At 58.2% G+C, this 17,579-nt stretch carries 14 protein-coding genes; 5 read left to right on the top strand and 9 right to left on the bottom strand.

The window, feature by feature from the left end:
- Nucleotides 1-870: an LD-carboxypeptidase gene (locus GSQ91_RS21020; RefSeq protein ID WP_254064780.1), complete on the top strand. Its 870-nt coding sequence runs from the start codon at nucleotides 1-3 to the stop codon at nucleotides 868-870.
- A gap of 3 nt (nucleotides 871-873) precedes the next feature.
- Nucleotides 874-2,337 carry a UDP-N-acetylmuramate:L-alanyl-gamma-D-glutamyl-meso-diaminopimelate ligase gene (mpl, locus tag GSQ91_RS21015; RefSeq protein WP_158823700.1) on the top strand — a complete coding sequence of 488 codons (1,464 nt, stop codon included), beginning with the start codon at nucleotides 874-876 and terminating at the stop codon, nucleotides 2,335-2,337.
- A gap of 160 nt (nucleotides 2,338-2,497) precedes the next feature.
- On the opposite strand, the gene GSQ91_RS21010 is transcribed toward mpl, so the two are convergent.
- A complete protein-coding gene (locus GSQ91_RS21010) occupies nucleotides 2,498-4,330 on the bottom strand; it encodes a DNA mismatch repair protein MutS (RefSeq protein ID WP_158823699.1) in 1,833 nt (610 codons plus the stop codon).
- 91 nt (nucleotides 4,331-4,421) lie between these two features.
- Between GSQ91_RS21010 and GSQ91_RS21005 the strand changes: the two genes are divergently transcribed.
- Nucleotides 4,422-5,111: a 1-acyl-sn-glycerol-3-phosphate acyltransferase gene (locus GSQ91_RS21005; protein ID WP_158823833.1), complete on the top strand. Its 690-nt coding sequence runs from the start codon at nucleotides 4,422-4,424 to the stop codon at nucleotides 5,109-5,111.
- A 41-nt stretch (nucleotides 5,112-5,152) separates the two neighbouring features.
- On the opposite strand, the gene GSQ91_RS21000 is transcribed toward GSQ91_RS21005, so the two are convergent.
- From GSQ91_RS21000 to GSQ91_RS20970, 7 genes are all read right to left on the bottom strand, one after another.
- On the bottom strand, nucleotides 5,153-5,851 hold the full coding sequence (locus GSQ91_RS21000; RefSeq protein ID WP_158823698.1) for an SPOR domain-containing protein: 699 nt from the start codon (nucleotides 5,849-5,851) through the stop codon (nucleotides 5,153-5,155).
- Nucleotides 5,852-5,875: 24 nt separating this feature from the next.
- Nucleotides 5,876-6,559, bottom strand: a complete 684-nt coding sequence (locus tag GSQ91_RS20995) for a hypothetical protein (protein WP_158823697.1) — start codon at nucleotides 6,557-6,559, stop codon at nucleotides 5,876-5,878.
- Nucleotides 6,556-7,044 carry a hypothetical protein gene (locus GSQ91_RS20990; RefSeq protein ID WP_158823696.1) on the bottom strand — a complete coding sequence of 163 codons (489 nt, stop codon included), beginning with the start codon at nucleotides 7,042-7,044 and terminating at the stop codon, nucleotides 6,556-6,558. Before GSQ91_RS20990 ends, GSQ91_RS20995 begins: the two co-directional genes overlap by 4 nt.
- Nucleotides 7,045-7,128: 84 nt before the next feature.
- On the bottom strand, nucleotides 7,129-8,727 hold the full coding sequence (locus GSQ91_RS20985) for a tetratricopeptide repeat protein (protein WP_158823695.1): 1,599 nt from the start codon (nucleotides 8,725-8,727) through the stop codon (nucleotides 7,129-7,131).
- A gap of 86 nt (nucleotides 8,728-8,813) precedes the next feature.
- Complete coding sequence (gene murA / locus GSQ91_RS20980; RefSeq protein WP_158823694.1) at nucleotides 8,814-10,094, bottom strand: UDP-N-acetylglucosamine 1-carboxyvinyltransferase; 1,281 nt, start codon at nucleotides 10,092-10,094, stop codon at nucleotides 8,814-8,816.
- Nucleotides 10,095-10,162: 68 nt separating this feature from the next.
- Nucleotides 10,163-11,689 carry a hypothetical protein gene (locus GSQ91_RS20975; RefSeq protein ID WP_158823693.1) on the bottom strand — a complete coding sequence of 509 codons (1,527 nt, stop codon included), beginning with the start codon at nucleotides 11,687-11,689 and terminating at the stop codon, nucleotides 10,163-10,165.
- A 103-nt stretch (nucleotides 11,690-11,792) separates the two neighbouring features.
- Nucleotides 11,793-12,227, bottom strand: coding sequence for a hypothetical protein (locus GSQ91_RS20970; protein ID WP_158823692.1), 435 nt, complete (start codon nucleotides 12,225-12,227; stop codon nucleotides 11,793-11,795).
- A gap of 436 nt (nucleotides 12,228-12,663) precedes the next feature.
- On the opposite strand from GSQ91_RS20970, the gene GSQ91_RS20965 reads away from it, so the two are divergent.
- Entirely contained in the window at nucleotides 12,664-14,982 is a 2,319-nt protein-coding gene (locus GSQ91_RS20965; RefSeq protein ID WP_158823691.1) for an isoamylase, read from the top strand.
- Between the two features lie 324 nt (nucleotides 14,983-15,306).
- A complete protein-coding gene (locus tag GSQ91_RS20960) occupies nucleotides 15,307-15,597 on the top strand; it encodes a hypothetical protein (RefSeq protein ID WP_158823690.1) in 291 nt (96 codons plus the stop codon).
- A gap of 430 nt (nucleotides 15,598-16,027) precedes the next feature.
- Here GSQ91_RS20960 and GSQ91_RS20955 read toward each other — a convergent pair whose 3' ends face one another.
- Nucleotides 16,028-17,320: a hypothetical protein gene (locus GSQ91_RS20955; RefSeq protein ID WP_158823689.1), complete on the bottom strand. Its 1,293-nt coding sequence runs from the start codon at nucleotides 17,318-17,320 to the stop codon at nucleotides 16,028-16,030.
- Nucleotides 17,321-17,579: the final 259 nt, after the last annotated feature.

The following is a 17,579-nucleotide window of genomic DNA, read 5'->3' as shown; positions in this document are numbered from 1 at the left end:
GTGGCTGTGGTATCGCCTGCAGCGACGGCGAAACCGGAGTTGGTGGAGCGTGGCGTCGATCGGCTGCGGGCGTTCGGGTATGAGCCGGTGGTGATGCCGCATGCACTGGCACGCGGGCCACTGTATTACGCGGGTACTGCGCAGGAGCGCGTGGCGGATCTTCATGCAGCGTTCGCGGATGGGTCGGTTGACGGGGTTCTTTGCACGCGCGGCGGATGGGGTTCTGTCGAGCTTCTGCCTCTGCTGGATCGCGAGCTTATTCGCGCGAATCCCAAGGTGTTTGTGGGATACAGCGATCATACGTCCCTGCACGCCTGGTTTTGGAACGAGTGTGGCCTGCGCACGTTCTATGCGCCGATGGTGGCGGCGGACTGGTCGAAGGACGATGGTGTGGAGGAGCGTACCTGGCGCGCTGCGTTAGAAGGCGATGGTTCGTGGCGCGTCGGCCCTGCGGACGGGCTTCGAGTCCTGCGCGATGGCAGCGCGGAAGGCCGTTTGCTGGGCGGGTGTCTGTCGATCCTTGAAGCGGGGTTGGGAACGCCCTGGGCCCTGAAGATCGAGGAGCCTTGTGTGCTGTTCGTCGAAGACATTGGGACGAAACCGTACCAATGGGACCGGATGCTGCAGCACTTAAAGTTTGCAGGCATGATGCGGTATGTGCGCGGTGTGGTGCTTGGCGATATGAGTGCGAATGTCGGGACGAGTGAGATGGAATTGCTGGAGGCGGCGTGCCTGCATGCGCTGCGCGAGTTCGAGGGGCCGGTATCGATAGGGCTGCGCTGCGGTCATGTGGCGATGCAGAACCGGTCGATGCCGCTGGGGGCGTGGGTGGAGATGAACGGATCTGAGTTGAAGGAAGTAGCAGGATAGACGATGGCAAAGCATGTGCATTTGATTGGGGTATGCGGAACGGCGATGGCTTCGCTCGCCGGGATGTTGAGAACTCAGGGGCATCGCGTAACGGGCTCGGATGTGGCGGCGTATCCGCCGATGAGCGACCAGTTGCGAGCGATGGGCATCGCCATCATGGAGCCGTATAGCGAGAAGAACCTCGACCAGCGGCCGGACCTGGTGGTGGTTGGCAATGCCATCTCGCGCGGCAATCCTGAGTTGGAACGCGTGCTCGATGAGCGGATTCCGATGACATCGATGGCGGCGCTGATTCACGATGAGTTTTTAAGCGGACGCGAGTCGCTGGTGGTCTGCGGAACGCATGGCAAGACGACTACGACGAGTATGTTGGCGTGGATCTATGAAGTTGCAGGAAACAGGAAACAGGAAACAGGAAACAGTGATGGTGCGAAATGGACGCCTTCGTTTTTGATTGGTGGCGTGGCGGAGAACTTTGGTACGAGCTTTCGGGTGCAGGAGGGGACGCGGCCCTTCATTCTTGAAGGCGATGAGTACGATACAGCCTTCTTCGACAAGGGGCCGAAGTTTTTGCACTACTTTCCTGATGCGGCCATTCTGACCCACGTTGAGTTCGATCACGCGGACATCTACACGGATCTGAATGCGGTCAAGACGGCGTTCAAACGCATGGTGAATCTGATTCCTCGGCGCGGACGTCTGGTGGCGTTTGACGGAAGCGAAAATGTCACCGAGTGTGCGGCGAAGGCGTTCTGTACGGTGGAGCGGTATGGCTTTGGGAAGGACTCGTACTGGCAGGCTGTTGACATGCGCCACGAAGGCGTCGTCACGACCTGGACGCTGCTGCGTGGTGGTCAGAAGTTTGCGGAGCTGTCGCTGCCTATGGCCGGTGAGCACAATGCACTGAATGCGACGGCAGCGGCGGCCTTAGCCGCGGGGCAGGGCGTTCCGGTTGAGGCGATCATCGAGGCGTTGGCTACGTTCAAGAGCGTGAAACGGAGGCTTGAAGTGCGGGCCGAAGTGGCAGGTGTGACGGTGATTGACGACTTCGCGCACCATCCCACGGCCATCCGCGAGACGCTGCGCGCACTGAAGAGCGCTTACTGCGGGAGAAGGTTGTGGGCTGTGCTGGAGCCTCGCTCGAATACTCTGCGCCGCAATGTGTTCGAGCGTGAACTGGTGGAGAGTCTTTCTCTTGCGGATGAGGTTGTGTTGGCCGCAGTCTTCAAGAGCGATGCGATTCCGGTGCTGGAACGTCTTGAGCCGGAGCACGTGGTGGACGCGCTGAACGCGAAGCATGTTCCGGCGGTGTTGTGTGCCGATGCGGATGCCATTGTGGCCGAGATCGCGCCGCGTGTGCGCCGGGGTGATGTCGTGGCGATTTTGTCGAACGGCGGCTTTGGTGGGATTTATACCAAGTTGCCGCTGGCGTTGGAGAAGTTGCCGAAGGCTGTGGCACACAGTTAGCTCTACAGTTGTACCTACGAGCCGACTTCGAGGCTAGGTCATACGGCGTGTCCCTTTGGCTTCTTCGGTAGCACAAGCATTAGCGAAATACAGGGGTTTCTCCGCTCCCGTTGGTCGGTCGAAATGACAGGTTTCGGGGGGGGGACGTGCAACCGTCGTATTAGTGAGATGGGTGCGATTTGTCGACTGGAACCTGAAGACCGATGGAGCGCATGAGTTCGAGGGCGTTGCTGGCCTTCACGATGCCTGGTTTTACCTGGTAGTCAAAGATTAATTCGCCGTTTTCGAATCTGTCCTCGACGTGGAAGTTGGCTGCCAGGGTTCCGAGCGACTCGGGGATCTGCGTCAGAGCCAGGTCATGAGTGCTGATGATGCCGATGGCACCCTTCTCCAGCAGATTTTGCACGATGAAGGTCGTGCCTTTCAGCCGGTCGTGGGAGTTGGTTCCGGAGAGAAGTTCGTCCATGAGGAAGAGTACGGGGAATGGGCCGTCGGCAAGGTCTGAGATGAGCTTGATGCGGCGAATTTCGGCGTAGAAGCGGGAGATGCCACTGCTCAGTGAGTCGCTGATGCAAATGGATGCGGCGATGGCGAGAGGAGAGAGGGTGAGGCTGCTCGCAGGGACTGGAGCGCCACAGTGGGCGAGGACGACGTTCAATCCGATGCCACGGATGAGCGTGCTCTTGCCGGCCATGTTGGGGCCGCTGAGGACGATCAGTTGCAGATGGGTGTCGAGCGTCAGGTCGTTGCGTATGGCTCGTGAGGCTGGAAGCAAAGGGTGGGCAAAGTTGACGGCTGCAAAGATTGGGCCATGGGGCGTAAATGTTGGATACACATTGTCAGGGTGTTCATACGCGAAGCCGGATATTGCGGCGAGAGCTTCGAGCTCTCCAATGGCGTCGAGCCAGGAGCGGATTTCGGGGCCAAATGTTTCTTGCCAACGTTCTGCCGACAAGGCCAGATGGACGCTCCAGAAGGTGACATTATCGAGGATGCGGCCCATGGGATTGTGACGCGATTCGAGAAGATCGACGATGCGGCGAAGTCTCGCAACGGCCGCAGAGGGTTGGAGGCCTCTGCGCTTCAGTACATCCTGCAGTCCAGTTAACTTGGGCGAGGAAAAGCTCTCTTCCTCGAAGAGTTGAAGAACGGAGGCGAGCAACCCAAGGTCCGCTGTGGCGGCTTCAATCGCGGTCGCTGATTGCGTAAGGCGAAGGTTGAGGTAGCGATAGTAAGCGGCGCTCAGAATTGTCATGCCGATCGCGATGGAACCAAGATGCCAGATGCCTGACCCTATAAGGCTAAGGATCCATAGGGTGGTAAGGATCAAGGCTACGACGGCAATGGATTTGTCCCTGAGAATAGGCGCGCTCGTTCCCCAGCTGGAAAGAGCCTCGGGGTGAACGCCTATACGAATCGTTTGGCCAAGGGAAGAAAGTTTTTCCCGGAAGTCGACACGCTCTTTTAGATCGAGCACTGCGGCTTGTCGTGCAAGAGCTTCGTCGATCGCTGCAGGGGTGAGAAGCCAGCGAGCCAGGGTCTCTTCGCCGGCTCGTGTGCGCGCCGTGCAGAGCAGTTCAAACAGGGAGGCTTTGCCGAAGAGATCGAGATCACGGGCGTAAGGATGTTCGAGGTCGAGGAATCGATCGCCGGTTTCGCCGGTGCCAGGCCAGAGATCGTCGAGTCTTGCCATGCCGCGCTCGAAGAAACTGATGGAGCGTGCGCGATAACGCAGTGAACGTAGGGCTCTTTCGTGGAGAACGGCAAGAACGGCGAAGCTCGCTATGAGGGCCAACAGGGGGATGAGCAACGCGAAATAGCGTAGGAGCAACATTGCAAAGATCGCGATTAGAAACGCCAGAACGAGTTTGGTGTAGCCGAGGACTCGTGCGCGCCGTTTCTCCGTGATCTGCAACTGTTGCAGGTCTTGCATCCGATGGGTGTAGACCTCCGCAGGAGTCTGGTGTAGCTCCTTTACCGATACTACATCCATCCGAGGGTTCTCCTGGAACTAGAGTACCCTTCCACTCCATAAGTGACAGGCGGACACGGTATCCTGAAGGTACATGTTTGCCGCTCTTCGGATGTTGTTTGTGTTTATAACTTTGGGTGCGCCCGCGGCGCTGGTGGGTATTCCGTGGTCGGCACTGCGCGGCAATATTCGTGCCATGTACCGGTGGGGCATGGGAACGGTCCGGCTGGGCGTGCGCGCTGCGGGAATTCGGGTGCGTGTTGAGGGCCTCGAAAATATTCCGCAAGGCCGTTCCTGCATCTTCATGAGCAACCATGTGTCGAATCTCGATGCTCCGGTGCTGTTGCCGTCTCTTCCGGGTATGGTCAGCGTGTTCCTGAAGAAAGAGCTGATGCGGATTCCTCTGCTGGGAATGGCGATGCGTATGGGGAAGTACGTCCCGGTGTCGCGTGGGCACTCTCGTGAAGAGGCCCGTAAGAGCGTAGAAGCGGCAGCAGACGCGCTGCGCTCAGGACTGCATATCTTTGTGTTTCCCGAAGGGACGCGGTCGCCTGATGGAAAGCTGCTGCCGTTCAAGAAAGGCGCATTCTTCCTCGCGGCAGAGACAGGAGCGCCTATGGTTCCAATCGTGATCCGTGGAACCGAGCGCATGATGCGAAAAGGCAGCTTGAAGGTTGTGCCGGGCGAGGTCGTCGTGCGGTTTCTTCCGGTGGTCGAGCCTCAGAGCTTCGCCACGCGAGAGGACCTGATGGTGGCTGTACGCGGTGAGATGGAGCGGGCTCTAGAAATGCCGATTGGCTAGATCAAGTGGTCAACTACGAGCCATGAGGAATTGAGTAATTCTTATTTGACGATGGCGTTATAGCCATCGTCGAGTAGCCGCTGGCGCATGGCGTCAGCATCTTTATGATTGCTGAAGGGGCCGACCTGGATGTGAATCAGCTTATCCTGTGGCTCGCTACGTGCTGCGACGGCGTATCCCTTGCGCTGGAGCGCGCCTACGAGTAGCCCCGCGTCTTCCTGGTGAGAAACGGCGGCTACCTGAACGACAAAGGCTCCGGTGCCAGTTGTTGCTGCCGGTGCGCTTGGCGGCGGCGCTGGATGGTTTACGGGAACAGGTTCAGACGTGGAAACGAGTTTAGGGGTAGCGGTAGGCTGGGCCGTAGTCGTTGTTGTAGCGACGTGGGGGGGCGTTTTGGCTACGGGAGCAGAATCATCTGAGTCGTCCGACTCTTCTGTTGTTTTGGACACCGGAGCGCTAGCAGGGGGATTGGCCGCGGGGGAATGGCCTGCCGGTGAGCCTGCGGCGGGTTTAAAGGAGCTGAAGTTGGTTGAGGTCGAAGGCGTGTCGGAGGTATCCGAGGCGGCAACGACGGGCGGCGCGGATCTATGCCCCACGTTGTAGCCGAAGGCGAAGAACAAGGCGCACAGCAGTACAAGGCCGAAAAAGATGCCGAGAACTGAGCCTGTGCTGAGGGTCAGTTCCCGGTGGTTCTGTCGACCATGGAGGTCGTCATCGTCGTCATCAAGAAGGTGGCTCATGGGAATATGAAGGCCTTGTGGGGATTAGTAACGAAGGTAGAAGCCGATCGTAGGCTCGGTGCTGGTGGTGTGCTTCAGGATCGTAAGGTAATTCTGACCGAAGTCGGGGGCCAGGAAGAAGAGCTGGCGGAAGGAGGCGCGGAAGCCAAAATGGCTTGAAAAGTACTCCTGCTGCAATCCAGCCGAATAGTAATAAGTGGCTCGTGCCTGTTCGGGCAAACCCTCACCGCCGTGTGGTGTCGGTTTGAACTCTGTGGCGCCCGCACCCCCCGAGACGAAGGGCTGGAAGCCAAAGAACTTGTAGGCAGGTGTGTAGATATAACCGAGGGTGTATTCGCTGGCTCGTGTCTGCGCGCCAAACGTGACAGGCTGAGACGCGAAGTTCTCAGTGTAGCGAGCGTAGCCGTAGTTGAACTCAAAACCGACAAGCGGCTTCACAATGTAGCGAATGGTGAACACTCCGCCGATTGTGTTCGATGGAGATAGTGTGAGGGGGCAGGCTTGGCGATCCGTTGCGGTGCCACAGTTATACAAAGCGGTAGAAATCACCGGTCCGGAGACATTCTTATTGAACAGGCCTGCGCCGCTGATCCCGAAGTCCATACGAGAGAGCTGACGGTCGAGAAGTGATACCTGCTGGGCGCCGGCGCTGCCGAACGTAGAGGCAAATAAGGCTGCGGCGAGGAAGAGCGAGACTTTGCGAATCAAGACTTGAGGACTCCGGGGCGCGAGGTGCGCGCTCGTTCTAAGTCTAAACCCTTGTTGGCACGGGCGCGGCGGGCCAGATGGGTAAGAAGTGAGGTTCCTGCTCCCAGGACGAGACCGCACCCCGTAGCAGTGAGGGCATGGACTTGGGGACTGTCAGCTCTTCCGACGAGATGCAAGAACCCGAAAATCAATGCGAGGGTTGCTGTAACCGCAAGCAATAGAGGGGTTTGACGCGTAAGGCCGAGCAGCAGCAGGCCTGCTGCCGCAGCTATAAGAACAACCCCAATAGGGCTCAGAGGCAACGGCAGGAGCACCGCAATAGCCAGCAGGACGATCAAAAGGCCGATTGCACCGGGAACAATCAAACCGGGCCGGTTAAGTTCCAGATAGATAAGTAACAGGCCGAGTGTGAGGCAAAGGACAGCAGCATCCGGGGAGAGATGGAGGGAAGGGATGATTTCAAGGGCAGTACAAACAAAATACATCGATCTCTCCATTTCTCCTTCGACTCACCGCTTTTGTGCAAAGGGGGTGAGAGGTCAGATGTTTGCGGGCTGGAGAAGCAGCGCTTACGGCACAGACTGGCCGCGCTGCTGAAGATTCTGGCGCAGGGCCTGGGCGGCAGTATTGGAGGGTTCGAGGCTCAGGGCACGAGACACATCGTCAGCGCAGGCGGCTAGAAGTTTGTCGGCAAGATCGAGCCGTGCGAGAACCAGGTAAGCGGTGGCGTTCGGTTGGATCTTGAGGGATTTGTGAGCTTCATCGCGGGCTTCTGTTGGGTCGCCGCTGGATTCACGAACCTGGGCAAGACCGGCGTGGGCTGCGGCGTTATTAGGGTCGGCGGTGAGCGCGGATTGGAACTCTCCCTCTGCCTCTGGCAGCAGTCCCTGGCTTAAGTAATCCTTGCCAAGTTTTGTATATTCAGTCGCCTGTTGAGGGGGTGGAAGTGTGGCCATGCGCACCGCGCGCATCTGGTCGAGCTGGAAGGCCGCTTGGCGGAAGCTGGCCTCCGAGTAGTTCCGACGGACGCGTTCGACTGGACTAAAGGAGTTCGTAACGCTGTCAGTGAGTTTTGTTCCAGGGGAGACGATACTGAGGTGAGCGCGGAGAGATCCGGCTTCGTTGTCGTTGGATTTGAGTTTCAGGGCAGCGTCGGCTTCTTTGAGCGCGGCAGCGGTATCTCCGCGGCGAAAGAGCGCAATGGCGAGGTTGTAGTGGTAGTCCTCATCGGAGGGATCGGCTGTGGATGCACGCTGGAAGAGGCCCGCGCCATCTTTGCCCTGACGGCTTAGAGATACAGCTTGATCGTTGACCACTTCCGGCAATGGGAGGCGCGCGGCAATGAAGGAGAAGGCTTGCTCCGCGCCGGCGTAGTTGGCGGAGTTGAAGCGCGCAAGCCCGAGATAAAAGTTGGCTTCGAGGGCAAGGCGGTCGCCGGCAGGGACCTTTGCGAGAGTCGTTGCCGCAGAAGCGAAGTCGCGCGTGGCGTATTGCTCTTTGCCGAGAGCCAGCAGCGCGGCTGTGTAGTCGGGCACGATCGTAACGGCGGCTTGCAGGCGCTTGATGCGTTCGTCGGAGGCCGCAGCGTTGGTTCCGCGGATGTAGTTCTCGAAGGCTGGCAGGGGAACGGCACCGGGTGCGGTGACGAATGTGCTTTCAGCCACATTGAAGTGCGGATCGAGAGAGCGTGCGATCTTCCAGGCGATGGCGTTTTCGGCGTCGAAGAGACGGTTGAGTGGGGAGCCATCTTCGATTGGAGCCGTGAGGGTGAGGGCATCAATGGAGAGCACCCGTGCCTGGATGGAGATGGTGTCCTTCACGACGTTGTAGGTGCCGACGATCACGTAGTTGGCGTCGAGTTGCTGGGCGATCTTGATCGTGGTCGCGCGGGAGGGCTTGAAACCCGGCGGCAGTCCTAGATGGTCCAGCGCATAGGCGCGGTCGTCGCGCGAGATGGTGAGAAAGCCGGCTGAATTGAGGCGTTTGTCGAGGGTGTCCGGGAAGGAGTCGCCGATCCAGTTGAGGGACGGGTTGCCGGAGCGATTGTCGAAGGGCAGGACGAGGACGACGCGACCGCCGGCTTCTTGCGCATGCGCTGGAGTGGTGATGGAGGCGAAGATCGCCGTAAGAGCGAGGATCAGGGCGAAAGGCTTCGACAAGGACCGCATTGAGTCGATTATAGGCGGTTGGCGCGTGTAGAACGGCTTCTCTGGGGGATAGAGCGAGCTATGGGCCGTGTGGCCCATAGCTATGGTTATTTTTTGCCGAAGACGTCGCCCATGCGGCGTATCTGCGCTCCGACGCCGCGGAGCTTCTCTTCCATGTGCTCATAGCCGCGGTCCATGTGGTAAACGCGGTCGAGGATGGACTCTCCGTCGGCTACCAGCGCTGCCAGTACGAGTGCGGCTGAAGCACGGAGGTCTGAGCACATCACGGCAGCGGATTGCAATTGGGCTCCGCCACGGATCGTGGCTGTGCGACCGCTGACCGAGATATTTGCGCCCATGCGGTTGAGTTCGCCGACGTGCATGAAGCGATTTTCGAAGATGTTCTCTGTAACGACGGAGGTGCCTTCGGCCTGCGTGAGCAGTGTCATGAACTGAGCTTGCATATCGGTAGGGAAGCCGGGGTACTCTTCTGTCGAAATATCGGCGGCCTGGAGCTTGCCTCCGGAGTGAACGCGCACATTCTCTTTGCCGACGTCGAGTTTGACGCCGCACTGCTCCAGCTTTCCGAGCAGCGCACCAAGGTGCTCGGGGTTGCAACAATCGATGTTGAGATCTCCTCCGGTGATTGCCCCGGCGATGAGAAAGGTTCCGGCCTCGATGCGATCAGGGTTGATGCGGTGCCGGGCGCCATGGAGCTTCGCTACCCCCTTGATGCGGATGGTCGAGGTGCCAGCACCTTCAATCTGTGCGCCCATTGCGTTCAGCAGGGCTACCAGGTCGGTGACTTCCGGTTCTCTTGCGCAGTTCTCGAAGAGTGATTCGCCTTCTGCGAGCGCAGCGGCCATCAGCAGGTCTTCGGTGCCGGTGACGGTGATCTTGTCGAAGACGATGTGTGCGCCCTTCAGCCTCTCGGCGCGGGCTTCGAGGTAGCCGTGCTCCTGGGTGATGGTTGCTCCCATGGCTTCGAGGCCTTTGATATGCAGGTCGATGGGGCGTCCACCGATGGCACAGCCGCCGGGCATGGCGACGCGGGCCATGCCGGTACGCGCGATGAGCGGACCGAGCACGAGCGAACTCGCTCGCATGGTCTTGACGATCTCATATTTGGCGACGGGGTCGGAGAGTACAGCACACCTGATCGACGTACGGTGCTGCGCGCGCCCATAGCCGAGTTCGACCTCTGCACCCATGCTCACGAGCAGCTTGCGCTCGGTCTCGATGTCCTGTACCTGAGGGATGTTTTCGAGGATGACCTCGTCTTCGGTGAGGATGGCGGCAGCCATGCAGGGGAGCGCGGAGTTTTTCGCGCCGGAGATTTTGATGGTGCCGAGTAGAGGGTTGCCGCCACGGATAACAAACTTGTCCATCGTCACAGTTTACGAAAGGGTTAAGAGGAAAGGGGGGTGCTGAGGTGGATACGGGACGGCCTGAGCGGTTAATCTTTGCGGCGAACATGCCAAATCGTTTCGACATCCGATTCCCGGCGAAACTCACCCACCCGCTCCACCGTAAAGGCTGGGTTGTTCTGCACTCTGTGTGCGAACCAAAGCTCCGAGGGGTCGCTAACGACCCAAAACTCCCGTTGTTGGGCCAGAAACTGCTCCGAAGGTTGAATGGCGCTCGCATAATAGCCTGAAATCTGCCAGTTCTTCATCTCGTGATAGCCGGAGACCTCGCCTCGCAGGCTCTTCGGTGATAGGACTGTCTCCCAGTCGAGCAGATAATTCAGCGAGATCTCCGGCTCCGCGACGATACTTTCGGCAAAGATATCCACACGCTCCACCACGACTGGAACATTACGAGGCAACAGGGAAGCCATTCTGCTCGTATAGGAATGCGGAGGGACCTTGTAGAAGTTGGGCATGTCCCATACGGCTCCCCACACTGTACCGGCGGCTGTGGCGAGCACAGCGCACCCGACCGACCACGAGAGCCATGCGGGGCGCTGCGCTGGAACGAGCCGCTCCAGCGCAGCGCACAACAGCAAAGCGGCGCCTATGATCGTCGGCAATAAATAACGGTCGACAAAATAGGACGTTCCATGGAGAGAGACGATCCAAAGCGCAGGAATCACAGCTACCAGGGCAATTCCGATCACTAAGGCCGGCGAATCGACGGTCTCCATCTGAGTAGGTCTTTTCGTGCGTCGGATGATGAACCACCGTACGGCGATGCAGAAGAGAATAAATAGCCCCAGCCATTGGATCTCATCTGTCCAGAAGGCCAGGGCATCGCACAGGTCTCCGAGCACGGGTGTGGTTGTCCAAAAATGTGGTTTACCTACCGCTGCCGAAGCGGACATAGCCGCTCGTGATGGCCAAAGTATCCACCAACCCGCTATCGCGGCACTATAGAGCCAGGGCCTCCAGCGCCGCTGGAAGACGTCCGATGCGATCATTGCGGCGATTACTGCGGCGCTGTAGAGCAGGCCAAAAGGATGTACCCCGACCAGAAAGCAATGTGCTGCAAAGACGGCCCCTAACTTCGGCAGACTGAGCGATACTTCCTCAGCTGTTACGCAGTAGCAGAGGACAGCGCCTGCTACTGCCGCCATCAATAGGCCATAGAACCTTCCAACCATCATCTGCCGCAGCATGGAATGTGCCGTGAACCAACAGAAAGGCAGAGAAACTGCAACCACTTCGAGCCGGTACCATCTTCGCGATGTCACCCAGGTTAGAGCGAGTGCCACACCCATACAGAAAGCTGTGAACATTCGCAGGGCCAGCGCCGAATCGCCAAAGACATCCATCCAGGCGCGTACCGTCAGGTAATAGAAGATGCCGCCGCCGTCGGCACCCAGTCGCCATGCGGCAAACATATGCCGCAGAGAGGGATCACGGGCCATCACCCAGCCAAAGATCTCATCACTCCAGAACTGTCGTCCCCAGGAGAGTCTTAGGCACTCTAGAAGAGTCGCTGCCAGCCAAAGTGTCAGCCATACTGCGTCACTTCGATTCAACCACTGCCTGGAAGGTTTAGGCACAGTCTGAATGGTACGACAGGTTAAAAAGTAAGGGTCTTCGCGAGATGAACTCGCGAAGACCCCGTGATGCTGGTAAAAGTTATGCAGCTGGAGGAGGCGTAGGAGGCTGCTCCTGACCGTTTCCACGGTGCCCGTGGTGCATGGCCTTCAACTGCTGGACCTGGTCGGGGGTGAGGACGGCGTCGATCTGCTGCTGGGTGCTCTCATGGATGGCGCGCATCTGCTGGTGCTTGTCCTGCTGAGCAAGCGCGGTGTTCGACCACAGGGCTGCCATCTTCTGATCGCGGTCGGCCAGGATGGGCTCTACTTTCGCGGCCTGGTCGGTGGTGAGGTTGAGCTGCTTGGTGAGGTGTGCGGTTTCGCGCTCCGGGCTGGGGTGGCGATGATGATGTTCTGGTGCGGCTGCCGCGGGCTGCTGGGCGTCGGGAGCCGGGGTCGTCTGGGTCTGCTGGGCAAAGGCTACTGAGCCGGCGAGGACGAGGGCGAGTGCTGCGGGAAGGATTGTGCGTTTCATCGAGAACTCCTTAATGCGGCGCCGGGGAGGTGCTCGCCGCTTGCTGTTGGAATAAACACATCTGGAGCGAAATGTCGCGAACTGTTGGAGACTGCCGTAAAAACAGACATTTGAGTTGAGAGATCAGGAAACAGAGATCAGAGAACAGAGACGAGAAGATATCTAGGATTCTTAGTCGTTCTCCATGCTTATGGCGGGTTCTAAACTTGCTAAATTCTAGAGTTCCTCTGTTATTTGCTGGATGATGTGTTGCGTGTAATTTATTGATTTGGAATGAGTTGGCTGTGGTTGAAAATTTGATCCGTAAAGGAGGGCAAAAGGATTGCGCTGATGAGGGGAGTTCTTCGAGAGTGCGCGGCGTAGTTCAAAGCCCTCTACCGTTGTGCGCTGGCGTGACGCCAGGGGCTGAGAATTTTCAGGATGGAGACGGTCGACCATGAGATATTCGAAGATCCTCGCGACGCTAGTGCTGGCAGGTGCTGCCTTTGCTGCCGTAGTGGCTCCGGCCCATGCGGCCATTAACAGCATGAGCCTCGGGGCGACGTACACCGCGCAAAATACCGAGATTAGCTTTCGGGTCTACTCTTCTCAGGCCACCCGCATGGTGCTCTACCTCTATTCGGCCGGGTATGGCGTTCAGGAGTCCGCGACCTATGTGCTGAGTCCGGCTGGAAGTGGTGTCTGGGCGGTGACGGTTCCGGTTTCGGCCATTCAGTCCGCAGGGATTACCGGGACGGTCTATTACGGCTATCGCGCCTGGGGACCGAACTGGCCGTATAGCGCTGTTTGGACCAAGGGATCTTCGGCTGGCTTCCTCTCGGATGTGGATGCCAATGGCAACCGCTTCAATCCGAATAAGCTGCTGCTGGACCCCTATGCGCAGGAGATCAGCCAGGACCCGCTCAATGCCTCGAACCAGAATGGCGACATCTTCGCGTCGGGGTCGCTGTACCGGACGATGGATAGCGGTACGTACAACTCCAAGGGCATCGTGCTGCCGGCCAGCAGTCAAAGCACCGGCACCAACCCGACGCGTGCGCAGAAGGACGATGTCCTGTACGAGGTGAATGTTCGCGGCTTGACCAAGCAGGATCCGAACACCGCGACCGCCTATCAGGGCACGTACTATGGCGCCGGACTGAAGGCGAGCTATCTTGCGAGTCTCGGTGTTACTGCCGTTGAGTTCGAGCCCATTCAGGAGACTCAGAACGATGAGAACGACGTGATCCCGAACTCGGATGCGGACCAGAACTACTGGGGATACATGACCGAGGACTACTTTGCTCCGGACCGCCGCTATGCCTATAACAAAGCGTCGGGCGGGCCTACGGCTGAGTTCCAGGCGATGGTGCTGGCGTTCCATAATGCGGGGATCAAGGTTTACATCGATGTGGTCTACAACCACACCGCCGAGGGCGGCACCTGGACCAGCACCGACCCCACCACGGCGAGCATCTACTCCCTGCGCGGCCTGGACAACACCACCTACTACGAACTCACATCAGGGAATCAGTATTTCTACGACAACACCGGAATTGGCGCGAATTACAACACCTACAACACGGTCGCCCAGAACCTGATCGTCGATTCTCTTTCATATTGGAAGAACACCATGGGGGTCGATGGCTTTCGTTTCGATCTGGCCTCGGTGCTGGGCAATAGCTGCCTGAATGGAGCATACGAGAGCGCTGCTCCCAACTGCCCGAATGGGGGATACAACTTCGACGCATCGGATTCGAACGTCGCGATCAATCGCATCCTGCGCGAGTTCACGGTGCGCCCGGCGGGAGGTGGCAGCGGACTCGATCTCTTTGCCGAGCCCTGGGCGATTGGGGGCAACTCGTATCAGCTGGGCGGATTTCCTGTGGGCTGGTCGGAGTGGAACGGCGTGTTTCGGGACACGATGCGCGAGGCGCAGAACGAGCTTGGCACCAGTTCGGCGAGCTCCATCAGCCAGGACGCGACGGACTTCGCCGGTTCCTCCAACCTGTTCCAGGCCAGCGGCCGCTCGCCGTGGAACTCGACGAACTTTATCGATGTACACGATGGCTTGACGTTGAATGACGTGTACTCCTGCAATGGTTCGAACAACACGCAGGCGTGGCCCTATGGGCCGTCCGACGGTGGAACGACCACGAACTATAGCTGGGACCAGGGAGGGGCTGCAGAAGATCAACGCCGTGCTGCCCGGACCGGGATGGCCTTCGAGATGTTGTCGGCTGGAACGCCACTGATGCAGGGAGGCGACGAGTATCTGCGGTCGCTGCAGTGCAACAACAATGCCTATGACCTCGACTCGACCGCTAACTGGTTGAACTATAGCTGGAGTACCGACCAGTCGAACTTCTACAACTATGCGCAGCGGATCATTGCCTTCCGCAAGGCGCATCCGGCGCTTCGCCCGGTGACCTGGTATAGCTCCAGCCAGGTCGTCTGGTACGAGCCGAGCGGAGCGGTGGCTACTACCAGCTACTGGGACAACACCAGCAACTATGCGATCGCGTATACGATCGATGGTTCTTCTTTCAGCGATGCCAACTCGATGTATATCGCTTATAACGGGTGGTCGGGCAGCGTCACCTTTACCTTGCCGGCTCCACCTACCGGCACGAACTGGTATCGGGTGACAGACACGTGCGATTGGAATGACGGTCCTAATACGTTTGTCACACCGGGGAACGAGACATTGCTTGGTGGAGCGGGAACTACGTATGGGCAGTGCGGTCAGTCTTTGCTGTTGCTGATCTCTAAGTAGAGCGGGAAGGACAAGCAACGGCAAAAGTCTTGACGCAGAGGGCGAGGAGGAGGAACGCAAAGGTCGCGGAGAGTTCTGTGGCGAAACGAGGGTGTTACGAAAATCATTGACGGACGGTGTTATGAAGCATCATCACGTCTACTGGGTGCTCGCACCTAACGGACAGGCTCTCAGCCAGGCCTCAGCGTCGTTAAAATTCCGTTTGGTGTCTTCTCCTCGTCGAGGCTGTACGGTATTCTTTCCGCACGGAGCGTGACACATGGCACAGCCATTACGTCGGAACTGGACTCGCAGCAGTTCATGAAGATCGAGATGGGCAATTGAATGAAGCTGGGGGAGCTGTGGCGCCGATGGCAGACGAGGGACCACCCTGAGCACATGCTCACGGAGGCGGAGGCGATCGAGCGTGTGCGGCAGTATGCGGAAGCGAACGGACGCGGATTCCGCGAGCCGGTGAGCATCCGTCTGGAGTGGCGGGCGCTGGAGCCAGGGAATCGGAAGGCAGGCTTCCGTCTTGTTTATGTCATAGCTCTGGGAACGCTCCGTCCTGTGCCATTTGTGGAGGTGGACGTCATCGATGGCAAGGTGCTTGCATGGCGTTCGCTTTCACGATAGCACTCCCGGGGATTCGTTCCTTGCCACCTGTTCATCGTGGTCGATGGCCGGCTGATGCATGTGAGCAATCGTACAGGGTAGCCCGGATCCGCCTCCACCCTTGATGCAGAGCGTGATGCAAAGATTTGTGACACGCGCTCTACGTCACCACGCTGGGCTGGTATATATCGCCCCTTTGGGGCTTGTACCCGTGGCCGTTTGAGCTTCTACGCTCCATTTAGCTTTCCGCAAAAGATCAGATGAAAAGGAGCGTAGTTGCTGCTGATCCTGAAGTAGTGCAGGGGAAGAACAAGCAACTGCCTTGACGCAGAGGGCGCAGAGGAAGAACGCAAAGGTCGCAGAGGGTTCTGTGGCGAAACGAGGGCGTTACAGAAATCATTGAGGGCCGTTCGTTCTGCACGGATAACTGGCGAGAATGTGAGTTGCTCGTTCAATTTGCCGGTGGCTGGGGCGGCTCTACTGGAAGTCCGAACTGCTGTCTCAAACGCGCCATCTCCCAGCAGAACCATGTGTCCTGTTCCCCATTCCCAGCATCCTTGACTTTCCACGTGGCGTGTTCCAGGCCAGGCAAGTCGGAATCGGATAAGCGTTGCGAGAGATGGTAGGACGAGTTCTCAAGCCAAGCTCCCTCCATGTAGAGAGACGGCGCATTCACAGTATTGATGAGATTCAGTATCTGCGTGACTCGTGTCCATTCATCATGCGTCCGCGCATATTCCATCTCCCATGCCTGACCTTTGCCGATGATCTCATTCGAGAATGTGCCATCAGCATATCCGTCCGTGGGCATCCACACCTGACCATGAGTCGTCTTGAGGTTTGTCCTCTCCAGCGCTGAGACGGTATTGCTCAGCACTTGCACGTCCGGAGTCCAGCCAGCAGCGAGAGGTGAGAGCACGACCCACCCCATTCCCATGTAAGGCACGCCAGCCGCAGAGTTCGGTAGCCGCATTTCGAGATAGGTCTCCTGGCCATTGCGCTCTGTTGTAAGGCTCTTCATCATGCCGCCGCTCAAGATGTCGAGGCGCTTCTGCCACACCGCGGCAGCTTCTGTTTCGCCGCGCCTCTTCGCGATGAGCACCATGTCATGCAATGCCGCGCCCATAAAACTTTGGGTGAGCAGGTCCCACGTGTCCCAGAACCGCCCTTCCCGAGAATGCTCAAAGGCGACATTGCGCACCAACCCATTCTGAGAGGGAAATTGTCCGTACTGTAAATACGGGCGGTCCGTGCCTGACGACAAAAGATCGCTCACCTGCTTCCAGGTGCGATCTTCAAACGGAGTGCGACCACGAGCCAGCGCAAGCCGCGCCCAGCCAAGGATCAGTTGTGCCTGTCCATCAATCTGTGCTTCGTCGTCTTCTATGTAATAGGCTGAACCATGTTTTCCAATGACACGAGGTACCCGCGTGTCATCGTTCTGCCGGAGTGCTGTGAGCACGCAGGCAACGCTTTGTTCAGCTGCTTCATACTGCCTGGTTTCGGTCATCAGAAGTGCATAAGCACCGACAGTTCGAGGAAACATTCCCTGATAAGCGCCTGTCAGGGATTCAGGTAAAAACCCATCACTCTGCCTGCGCTCCTTGAGGCTCCAATAGGTTCGCGCATAAAGTCCCTGCATGCTCGGCGAAGAAAGCACTTCGCGCACCTGTTCTTTGGAAGCTTTTTCCTGGTGGCCGGGCACAGACTGTGCGAACAGACTTACCACTGGATTCGAGCCCATGAGAATCAGCACTGCACATGAAACAAGGTGCGTCATTCGAAGCCGTTTCTGGCTTGGGTATGCGATGCGGCGTCTCAATAACCTCTTCCTCTCCATCTCTTGCAAAGGGCGTCCGAATCGATCATACAGACCGGTTTGAGGGAGCGTAGTTGCTGCTGATCTCGAAGTGGTGCAGGGGAATAACAAGCAACGGCAACAGCCTTGACGCAGAGGGCGCGGAGGAAGAACACAAAGGTCGCGACGGAGACCGTGGCGAAAT

It is taken from the genome of Granulicella sp. S156 (assembly GCF_009766105.1).
Classification (GTDB): Bacteria; Acidobacteriota; Terriglobia; order Terriglobales; family Acidobacteriaceae; genus Granulicella.
Note: the sequence above shows the minus strand (reverse complement) of the source record. Positions and strands in the feature narration are given on the sequence as shown.

What these genes read in the sequence shown, in the direction of transcription:
- mpl (WP_158823700.1), top strand. Translation starts at nt 874, where the DNA reads ATGGCAAAGCATGTGCATTTGATTGGGGTATGCGGAACGGCGATGGCT.
- GSQ91_RS21010 (WP_158823699.1), bottom strand. Translation starts at nt 4,330, where the DNA reads ATGGATGTAGTATCGGTAAAGGAGCTACACCAGACTCCTGCGGAGGTC.
- GSQ91_RS21005 (WP_158823833.1), top strand. Translation starts at nt 4,422, where the DNA reads ATGTTGTTTGTGTTTATAACTTTGGGTGCGCCCGCGGCGCTGGTGGGT.
- GSQ91_RS21000 (WP_158823698.1), bottom strand. Translation starts at nt 5,851, where the DNA reads ATGAGCCACCTTCTTGATGACGACGATGACGACCTCCATGGTCGACAG.
- GSQ91_RS20990 (WP_158823696.1), bottom strand. Translation starts at nt 7,044, where the DNA reads ATGTATTTTGTTTGTACTGCCCTTGAAATCATCCCTTCCCTCCATCTC.
- GSQ91_RS20985 (WP_158823695.1), bottom strand. Translation starts at nt 8,727, where the DNA reads ATGCGGTCCTTGTCGAAGCCTTTCGCCCTGATCCTCGCTCTTACGGCG.
- murA (WP_158823694.1), bottom strand. Translation starts at nt 10,094, where the DNA reads ATGGACAAGTTTGTTATCCGTGGCGGCAACCCTCTACTCGGCACCATC.
- GSQ91_RS20970 (WP_158823692.1), bottom strand. Translation starts at nt 12,227, where the DNA reads ATGAAACGCACAATCCTTCCCGCAGCACTCGCCCTCGTCCTCGCCGGC.
- GSQ91_RS20965 (WP_158823691.1), top strand. Translation starts at nt 12,664, where the DNA reads ATGAGATATTCGAAGATCCTCGCGACGCTAGTGCTGGCAGGTGCTGCC.
- GSQ91_RS20960 (WP_158823690.1), top strand. Translation starts at nt 15,307, where the DNA reads ATGAAGCTGGGGGAGCTGTGGCGCCGATGGCAGACGAGGGACCACCCT.
- GSQ91_RS20955 (WP_158823689.1), bottom strand. Translation starts at nt 17,320, where the DNA reads ATGGGCTCGAATCCAGTGGTAAGTCTGTTCGCACAGTCTGTGCCCGGC.